Source organism: Chryseobacterium contaminans, from assembly GCF_001684955.1.
Taxonomy (GTDB): Bacteria; Bacteroidota; Bacteroidia; order Flavobacteriales; family Weeksellaceae; genus Chryseobacterium; species Chryseobacterium contaminans.
In genome coordinates this window covers 1-8455 of the sequence record NZ_MAYF01000067.1, presented here as the reverse complement: position 1 = coordinate 8455, position 8455 = coordinate 1, and the positions used below count along the sequence as shown (strand labels likewise).

Sequence of the window (8455 nt, the reverse complement as noted above, 5' to 3'; positions counted from 1 at the left end):
CTGTTTGTTTTCAGATTCCAGAAAAGCAGTCCAGTCATCATAACTTGCATATGGAGAGGCCAGAATCATTTCCCGGAACTCCTCAAATTTATTTTTGCTTAAAGAGTTTTTATTATCTGTAAAAACGGGAAAACTGAAGTGAAGATCCAGATGATTAAGATGTTCAACTTTTGAAGCAGCATGCTCATTTTCCTTGCTTAAAATTTCCTTTGCATAAGCCAGCACCATGGGTAAAGTACCATAACCTTCCTTTCCTACGAAAAGCTGGGCATGGCTCACTCTGTTTTCAGCAATGCTTTCTCTAAGAAGTTTTTTTAGATTTTCCTGTCCGGCGATGTTCTCCCAATTCATGTTTCAAAGATAAGAAATCGGGAGTAAATTTAGGGTAAAGAAATTAATGAGTAATGTGGATTGTCAGTTTAGAATTCCGTTAAGTTGAGGCAATGGTCAATTTTTGCTTCGCAAAGTCAATGGTGAATGGATATCAGATAAAAATTCACAAGCAAGGCGGATTCACTATTCACTATTCACTATGCACTATTCACATCACGCCCAATAGTGAATTATAAGGCTGGGCACCAAAGTTGACAAAACAAGACAAATTTGTGATTCACAATTGACATCAATACTATATAAAGATTAAAAATTCCCCATTATACAGCCCTTAACAAACTTTAACCACATATAATTTTTACAATTCATTAATATTTAAGATATTTGCGCATTGTTTTAAAAATAAAGAATGAAAAAAATCTTTGTAGTATCATTCATATCAGTTGGATATTTTCTGAATGCACAGAGTCTAAGTAACTCTCCGTATGCAAAATATGGAATTGGGGATGTAAAATATGATAATACGATCGAAACTTCTTCCATGGGAGGTATTTCTACCGCTTTTATAAGTGATTTCACCAGCAATTTCAATTTTGCTAACCCTGCCAACAACGCGAATTTCGAACTTACAAGTATCAAACTGGAAGCTACCAACGAAAACAACTATTTCAAATCGAACTTTAACGATATGAAATCTACAAAGCATTCTACGTACCTTTCCAATATTTCACTGGCATTTCCTATCTCCTCAAAGGTTAAAATGGGATTTACCTATCAGCCGTATAGTTCAAAAAGCTATGATATTCTTAGTCAGCAGAAAGATGATAACGGAAATATTCTCTACCAAAATCAATTTAAAGGTAGTGGTACTTTAAACACTGCGGCTGTAGCTGTATCTTATAAGATTAACCAGGAATTCTCTGTAGGGGCAAGAGCTAATCTATATTTTGGAGATTTATATGATCTTACTGAGTTCAGTGCTAAAAATTCAGAGTATCTTACCGGTTATGAAACGAAAAACAGAGTCAGAAACTTCAACTTTACTTTAGGTACAAGTTATCAGACAGTGAATCCGCGTACTGATAAAAAATTAACGATTGGTGCTACTGCAACTTTCGGGAATACCAGTAATATGACCACTGAGTATACCAACAGTACTTACAGATACGTTGATGCTGCAGGTACTAAAACTGATATCACCCCGATTGATCACCAGGAAATAAAATCTAAAAACCTTCTTCCATTACAGGCATCCGTAGGGGTTGGATATGGAAGTGAGAACCACTGGTTCCTTTCCGGACAGATTGATTATAAGAAAGGAGAAGATATTTCCTATTTCGGAAAATCTTTCAACTTACAGGATACCTACAGAATTTCTGCCGGTGGATGGTATTTACCTAACTATAACAACTTCAGAAGCTACTTCTCAAGAGTGATCTACAGATATGGTGCTTTCTACGAAAGAGGAAACCTTAAACTGGAAGGGAACAGTATTAATAAATTCGGTATTTCTGCCGGGGTAATGCTTCCGTTCAAAAACAGCAGTATTACAAGAATGAGTGGTTTGGAAATTGGTGTAGAGATAGGTAAGAGAGGAACTCTTCAGAACAATCTTATCAACCAGAACTTTATCAACCTGAAAGTCGGCTTCAATTTTGCTGACAAATGGTTCAGAAAGGCTCTTTATAACTAGAATGAATTTTTCAAAAAAAATAGTATATAAACATATAGCATACCTTTTTAGTTGTGCTATATTTTTTATATTCACATCCTGTGAAGAGGATCTTACCAAAAAGAACGGGAATAACAGCAAAAACTTTCCTTCACAGATCATTAATAACGCGAATATCGTACAACGCGATTCCGGATTTGTAATCCTGAAAGCCAAAGCTCCTATTATTGAAAAATATGAGCTTATTGACAGTCCTTATACTGTAGCTAAAAAAGGTATTGACATTGAATTCTTCGATAAGAAAAAGCCAAAGATACCTGGAACAATTAAAGCTAAATATGCCAAGTTTTACGATTATAAAAAGTTTTATGAGGCAAAAGGCAATGTAAGGATCACTACCAACGAGGGACAAAAATTTGCTATGCAGAGTGTGTATTGGGATCAGGTCAAGAAAAGAATCTATACCAAGGATACAGTGTATGTAACGATGGAAGATGGTTCTACATTGGTGGGTGCCAATGGAATGACTGCCAAAGACGATTTTTCTGAATATACTTTCTATAACAACTCGGGAGACTTTAATTCTAAAAGGCTTTCTGAAAATAAAAAATAGCTTCTGTTACCATGAAAACGCTTGCCATTGGACTCATGTCCGGAACAAGTTTAGACGGTTTAGACATCTGTCTTGCTGAATTTGAAAAAAAGGACAAATGGCATTTTAAGATCCTGAAAGCGGAAACCCTTCCCTATCCTACCGACTGGGAAAATAGGCTTAGAAATTCCATTCATCTTTCTGTAACAGATCTTTTAGAACTGCATTCCGATTATGGGTTTTATCTGGGACAAAAAGTTAAAGGATTTATAGATAAACACCAGCTTACAAACATTGACCTGATTGCATCCCACGGCCATACGGTTTTTCATCAGCCCCAAAGAAAATTCACCCTTCAGATCGGAGATGGCAGAGCCGTTAAAATGGAAACGGGAATACCTGTACTCTATGATTTCAGAAGCCAGGATGTACTGCTGAAAGGAAATGGAGCCCCTTTGGTTCCTATAGGCGATGAGCTTCTTTTTTCACAATATGATGCCTGTCTTAATCTTGGTGGATTCTCAAATATTTCTATGATATCAGAAGGCAGAAGAATAGCTTTTGATATTGCACCTGTCAATATTGTCTTAAATTATCTGGCTCAACAGCTTAATGAAAATTTTGACGAAAACGGAGATCTGGCAAGAAAAGGACCAATAAACAAAGCTTTACTTGATGAACTTAATTCTTTAGAGTTCTATCAGAGACCTCACCCTAAATCGTTGGGTGTAGAATGGTGTCACGAGCATATATTTCCAAAGCTTGAAGGTATAGATCCACTAGAGGCTCTGGCAACATTTACAGAACACATTGCCCAGCAAATTTCTACAGTTATCAATGAAAATAATATAAAGAATATACTGGTAACCGGAGGAGGCGCTTATAACACTTTTTTAATCGAAAAAATTAAAGCAAAAACAAAATCTGAGGTCATTATCCCGGAAAAAGAAATCATTGAATATAAAGAAGCCTTAATTTTCGCTTTTATGGGTGTTTTAAGAATAAACAACGAGATCAATGTTCTTTCTTCTGCTACAGGAAGTACTGTTGACCACTGTTCTGGAGTAATTGCTTAGACACAGGCTACCACATAAAAAAACCTTCATTTCTGAAGGTTTTTTATTATTTATAGGCTTCGATCTTATCGGTCAATGTATTGATAAAGTTTTGTAATGGCTTTTCTACCATCATTTTAATGAATGGGTTGAATTTCCCTTCAAATAGCATCTGAACTTCTGTCTGATTCTCACTGATCGGATTTAAAGTTGCTGTTAAAGAAAAATCTAAGCTTGAACTTGCAGATTTAAGTACTGCTTTCTGATCGGTTACCTCATCTATTTTCAGTGCAATTTCAGGCATTCCCTGTAATCCAAACTTGAAACCGTTATCTCTCGTTTCAAATTTCTGAAGACCATCCGGCATGAAATCTTTGTAATTTTCAGGAGTTTTCAGTAATTCAGTTAACTCTTTAGATGATTTATTGACAATAATTTTTCGTCCTTCTAAATTCATTTTTTTATTCTGTATTTAAATTCTTATAAAGATAAGCTTCTTTATATTTACGATAACAACAAAATTATAAAAAAAATCTACAAAGATGTTATCCAAAGCATACTTTTAAAGACTGGACACTCCTATTGAATGGGAATTTTAGCACCTGTATTTTATAATAGGATAAATTTTATAGGGAAAGCTGTTAAAAATATACCATACAATAAGTTTTGAATTGGAAATAGGGCACAATACTATTATTATTCTTATTTTAAAGGAAATATTCTTATCCGAAGTAAACCAAACAATTGTTCTCATTAAGAAAAATAAAGCCTGCCAAGTGACTTATTTTATTGCTATAATTTGATATATTTGCGTATAAATTATGGTGAAAAGCCGGTTAAAAACAATCTGTTTTCTTGTCTTTTAAAACCATTACCCTCTAAGGATCAATACTAACTATAAATTTCTGAGATGTATAAAGTTTTTGTGAACGAAAAAAAATTATTGATATCGAAACATCCCGAAGCACTTGAAAAAAAATTAGGGTATGAAAGTTTCACAACCTTAGAGATCGCATTGGATCTTTTAGAGAATACTTCTGTAAACGAACTTAATGTATATGGTGAGAATATTGAAGAGATCTGGCAGGAATTCCAGCAACTGTTCAGAATTATAGAAGCTGCCGGAGGACTTGTTATTAACCCTGAAGGTGAGATGCTGTTCATCAGAAGATTAGGCAAATGGGATCTTCCAAAAGGTAAAATGGAAAAAGGAGAATCCAGGGAAGAATCTGCAGTAAGGGAAATTGAAGAAGAAACCGGTTTAAGCGATGTAGAGCTTGTACAGTTCATCAACACCACCTATCATATCTATATCGAAAGAAACGGCGAGAAAATCCTGAAATGCACCCACTGGTTTGAAATGAACTTCGACGGTGAAGATACTTCAAAACCACAGATTGAGGAAGGAATTACTGAAGTAGCCTGGAAAAACACTGCTCAGATTGAAGAGGAGGTTTTCCCAAGCACATTCAAGAATATTAAACTTATTGTAAAAGAATTCTGGGCATTAAAGGCTAAATAAAATCAATCACCTTTTCCAAAGCTATCCCTCTTGATCCTTTTAACAGTATATTTTCTGACTGAATTTTATGCTGCTGTAAATATTCGGTAAGCTCAGCTGTATTTTCAAAGGCCAGATCTGATGGATTTATTCCTTTGAAATGTTTTCCTACTGTGATGACAGTATCAAATCCGAGCGTCTTAGCCAGCTCTAAGATGTTTTGATGCTCTTTCTTACTTTCATCACCCAGTTCCAGCATATCACCGATAATAATGGTTTTGCTGCCTTCAAAAGTAATAAAGTTATGTAACGAAGCAGTCATTGAGCTTGGATTGGCATTATAAGTATCCAGCACCAAAGTTCTGTTTTCCTTTTTCACCACCTGCGAACGCATATTGGTTGGAGTGTACTGTTCTACTGCATGCCTGATTTTATCAAAGTCGATTCCAAAGTGAAGTCCAAGGCTTGCTGCTGCACAAAGATTGGTAAAATTATATTCTCCGGTTAGTTTAGATACAGCCTTTTCACCCTGATAAATTAACCCTACAAAATGATCTTCTGAGAACGCTTCAAAATTATAATCCGACTCTGCTTTTCCGAAAGTGATCTTAGGTGAATAATTTTCCGTTTTCTCTACCTGAATAGGATCATTTTCGTTAACGATAATGGTCTGATTATTTTCTTTAAGGTAATCATACAATTCAGACTTTCCTTTAATCACTCCTTCAAAGCCTCCGAAACCTTCCAGGTGGGCTTTTCCAAAATTGGTAATATATCCGAAATCCGGCTGTGAAATGGTACAAAGAAATTCGATTTCCTTCTGATGATTAGCTCCCATTTCAATCACAGCCATCTCGTGTTCAGGCTTAATGGAAAGAATTGTTAATGGAACTCCAATATGATTATTCAGGTTTCCATAGGTATACTGAACATTAAACTTTTCTGAAAGCACCGCATGAATCAGTTCCTTAGTTGTTGTTTTCCCATTACTCCCTGTAAGGCCAATAAAAGGAATATTAAGTTTGCTTCTATGGTAAATGGCTAGTTGCTGCAGGAATTCAAGAGTAGAGGGAACATAGAAAATATTTTTCGCTCTATTTTCAAATTCAGGCTGTTCTATTATTACAGCTAAAGCACCATCTTCTATAGCTTTTTCTGCCAGTGTTGCAGCATTAAAATTATCACCGGAAAAGGCAAAAAAGATATCATTTCTGGCTATTTTTCGGCTATCGATCGTTACTTTGTCAGCTTGTAAAAACAAAGGATAAAACTGTTCTATATTCATTTTGGGAATGTCTGTTTTTTCTAATAGTAACTGCTAAATCTGCTCTCTTATATTTGAGTTTTCCAGTTAAGCAATTTCGTTGGTCAAAAATAAAAAACCTTCCGAAAATCCGGAAGGTTTTTTAAAAGTATTTTGATAAATATTATCTTCTAGTTCTGTTCTTATCATTAGTTCTGGCATCCTGTGCAACACGGAAACCAATCCAACCATAAGCTTTACCTTGATTTTTATATCTTCTTTGCCCTGGGTCAAGCCAATATGCTGTATCTTGCCAAGAACCTCCCTTCACTACTCTAACATCGTTAGAGATTGCTGAAGTTCTGTCTTTAGAATCTTTCATCATTTTTACTCTTCCGCTTCCGTCTACAACAAATCTCTTACGAGGTGCATTGTACATATCAAATCCTGCAGCTGAGTCTGATTCTCTTCTGTATTCTAAAGAAGATTGTCTGTCTCCGTCTCTAAAGTTTCTGTAATCAGCAATTGTTTCTCTCTCAAACTGCCCTGGAAGTCCTTTGTATACTAATCTTCCATCAGCCAGAGTATCATACTTTATGGTACCTTCGTCTATCATTTTGTAAGTTCCGTCACCGTTTCTTACGATAGCCTGAGGCATATTTCCTCTGTAGTAGTTGAAATCGTTGTAATCTTCATCAATGATAGGTCTGTAAACATCAGCAGTCCATTCTGCAACGTTACCATACATTCCATAGATTCCAAGGTCGTTAGACGGATATTGTCTTACGTCTGAAGTTTGTGCAGATCCGTCGTTTTTCCATCCGGCAATACCAGAGTAATCTCCTTTACCCATTTTAAAGTTTTCAAGGAACATACCTTTGGTTTTCCCTTTGGTACCTCTTAATCTTTCAATTTCAGGTTTTTTACCCAGGTATTGGTTATATTCTCTGTTTTTCGCCATTCCTAAAGCTGCATATTCCCATTCCACTTCAGTAGGAAGTCTGAATTTCTGAACCATTGCAGCGTTCGGAGCTCTGTTGGCAGCCAGCAATCTCTGGTTGGTTGTTTTCATACCAGATTTTTGCTGCATTCTTTTTTCGTTGATATATCCCTGCATTTCCGGATCATTCGCTTTGAATTTGTCCATGTTAAATGCCGTACCACCCTGGTTATTGGATTCGTTGATATATAAATCTTTAGCAATCACACCTGCCTGCATCAAAGCTTTTTCGTTTGCTCTGTCTGTCAGCCATTCGCAATATCTGTTTGCTTGTGTCCAGGAAACACCTACCACAGGGTAGTAATCGAATTCCGGAGAACGCAGATAAGTTTCTTGATAATCGTTTCTAGATAATTTGTTGTCCCATAATAAGGTATCCGGTAAAGCACCGTTATAGATTTCCTTAAAGCTAGGATCACTTGGAGGGAATACATACTTCAACCATGTAAGGTATTCGCGGTATTCATAGTTAGTAATTTCTGTTTCTCCGATGAAGAATGAACTCACCTGCATTCTGCGCGGTGTGTTATTCCAATCATGCATAACATCATCTTTCACTAATCCCATTGTAAAAGTTCCACCTTCTACATATACCATTCCCGGCCAACCCTTCTGCTTCTGTTGCTTTCCTGCAAAAAACCAACCCTGTTTTTCGTTTGGTTTCCAACCTGTTTTACTGACAAATTTTTTGGTACCGCCACCTTTGCTGGTCCCTGATCCGCCACAGCTGGTTAATGCAAGTGTAGAACTTAATGCTATTAATGAAAACAACTTTAGTTTTTTCATAGTCGATATAAATATTTTCAAGAGTACAAAGAAAAAATAAATTATTCAATAAATCAAATAAAGATTTGATTTTTTTGAACAACGATAACAAATTAATTTTATTGTATTACAATTTAATTCTAAAATTTTCATTTATTTTGTAATTTAGCAATTTCAATAATAAACATGAGACGAAAAATCACGCTTCTATCTTTAATCGCTTTTGCATCAACACTTTACGCCCAAAAAAACACCATAGAATGGGATGGTTCAAAAATTCAGGACTTTGGTGAT

General features: G+C 35.7%; 7 protein-coding genes and 1 pseudogene. 4 read left to right on the top strand and 4 right to left on the bottom strand.

Annotation, left to right across the window (positions count from 1 at the left end):
- Positions 1-351 (bottom strand): annotated as a pseudogene (locus BBH99_RS05580) (DNA polymerase III subunit delta'); the annotation flags it as partial.
- Positions 352-742: 391 nt separating this feature from the next.
- Here BBH99_RS05580 and BBH99_RS05575 point away from each other — a divergent pair.
- From BBH99_RS05575 to BBH99_RS05565, 3 genes are read left to right on the top strand one after another with little or no spacing between them, the layout of a single operon-like run.
- A complete protein-coding gene (locus BBH99_RS05575) occupies positions 743-2026 on the top strand; it encodes a hypothetical protein (protein ID WP_066693120.1) in 1284 nt (427 codons plus the stop codon).
- Position 2027: 1 nt separating this feature from the next.
- The gene (gene lptC, locus BBH99_RS05570; RefSeq protein WP_066693118.1) at positions 2028-2618 is read left to right on the top strand and encodes an LPS export ABC transporter periplasmic protein LptC; all 591 of its coding nucleotides are present in this window, start codon (positions 2028-2030) and stop codon (positions 2616-2618) included.
- A gap of 11 nt (positions 2619-2629) precedes the next feature.
- The gene (locus tag BBH99_RS05565) at positions 2630-3673 is read left to right on the top strand and encodes an anhydro-N-acetylmuramic acid kinase (RefSeq protein WP_066693117.1); all 1044 of its coding nucleotides are present in this window, start codon (positions 2630-2632) and stop codon (positions 3671-3673) included.
- A 46-nt stretch (positions 3674-3719) separates the two neighbouring features.
- Here BBH99_RS05565 and BBH99_RS05560 read toward each other — a convergent pair whose 3' ends face one another.
- The gene (locus BBH99_RS05560; protein ID WP_066693116.1) at positions 3720-4109 is read right to left on the bottom strand and encodes an orotate phosphoribosyltransferase; all 390 of its coding nucleotides are present in this window, start codon (positions 4107-4109) and stop codon (positions 3720-3722) included.
- Positions 4110-4562: 453 nt separating this feature from the next.
- On the opposite strand from BBH99_RS05560, the gene BBH99_RS05555 reads away from it, so the two are divergent.
- Positions 4563-5174 (top strand): NUDIX hydrolase, encoded by a 612-nt coding sequence (locus BBH99_RS05555; protein ID WP_066693114.1) that lies wholly within the window; start codon positions 4563-4565, stop codon positions 5172-5174.
- On the opposite strand, the gene BBH99_RS05550 is transcribed toward BBH99_RS05555, so the two are convergent.
- Complete coding sequence (locus tag BBH99_RS05550; protein ID WP_066693105.1) at positions 5167-6438, bottom strand: UDP-N-acetylmuramoyl-tripeptide--D-alanyl-D-alanine ligase; 1272 nt, start codon at positions 6436-6438, stop codon at positions 5167-5169. The genes BBH99_RS05555 and BBH99_RS05550 overlap by 8 nt on opposite strands.
- A gap of 142 nt (positions 6439-6580) precedes the next feature.
- On the bottom strand, positions 6581-8182 hold the full coding sequence (gene gldJ / locus BBH99_RS05545; RefSeq protein WP_066693104.1) for a gliding motility lipoprotein GldJ: 1602 nt from the start codon (positions 8180-8182) through the stop codon (positions 6581-6583).
- Positions 8183-8455: the final 273 nt, after the last annotated feature.

Excerpts from the sequence above, each read along its gene's own strand:
- gldJ (WP_066693104.1), bottom strand. The coding sequence starts at position 8,182 with ATGAAAAAACTAAAGTTGTTTTCATTAATAGCATTAAGTTCTACACTT.
- BBH99_RS05560 (WP_066693116.1), bottom strand. The coding sequence starts at position 4,109 with ATGAATTTAGAAGGACGAAAAATTATTGTCAATAAATCATCTAAAGAG.
- BBH99_RS05575 (WP_066693120.1), top strand. The coding sequence starts at position 743 with ATGAAAAAAATCTTTGTAGTATCATTCATATCAGTTGGATATTTTCTG.
- BBH99_RS05565 (WP_066693117.1), top strand. The coding sequence starts at position 2,630 with ATGAAAACGCTTGCCATTGGACTCATGTCCGGAACAAGTTTAGACGGT.
- BBH99_RS05550 (WP_066693105.1), bottom strand. The coding sequence starts at position 6,438 with ATGAATATAGAACAGTTTTATCCTTTGTTTTTACAAGCTGACAAAGTA.
- BBH99_RS05555 (WP_066693114.1), top strand. The coding sequence starts at position 4,563 with ATGTATAAAGTTTTTGTGAACGAAAAAAAATTATTGATATCGAAACAT.
- lptC (WP_066693118.1), top strand. The coding sequence starts at position 2,028 with ATGAATTTTTCAAAAAAAATAGTATATAAACATATAGCATACCTTTTT.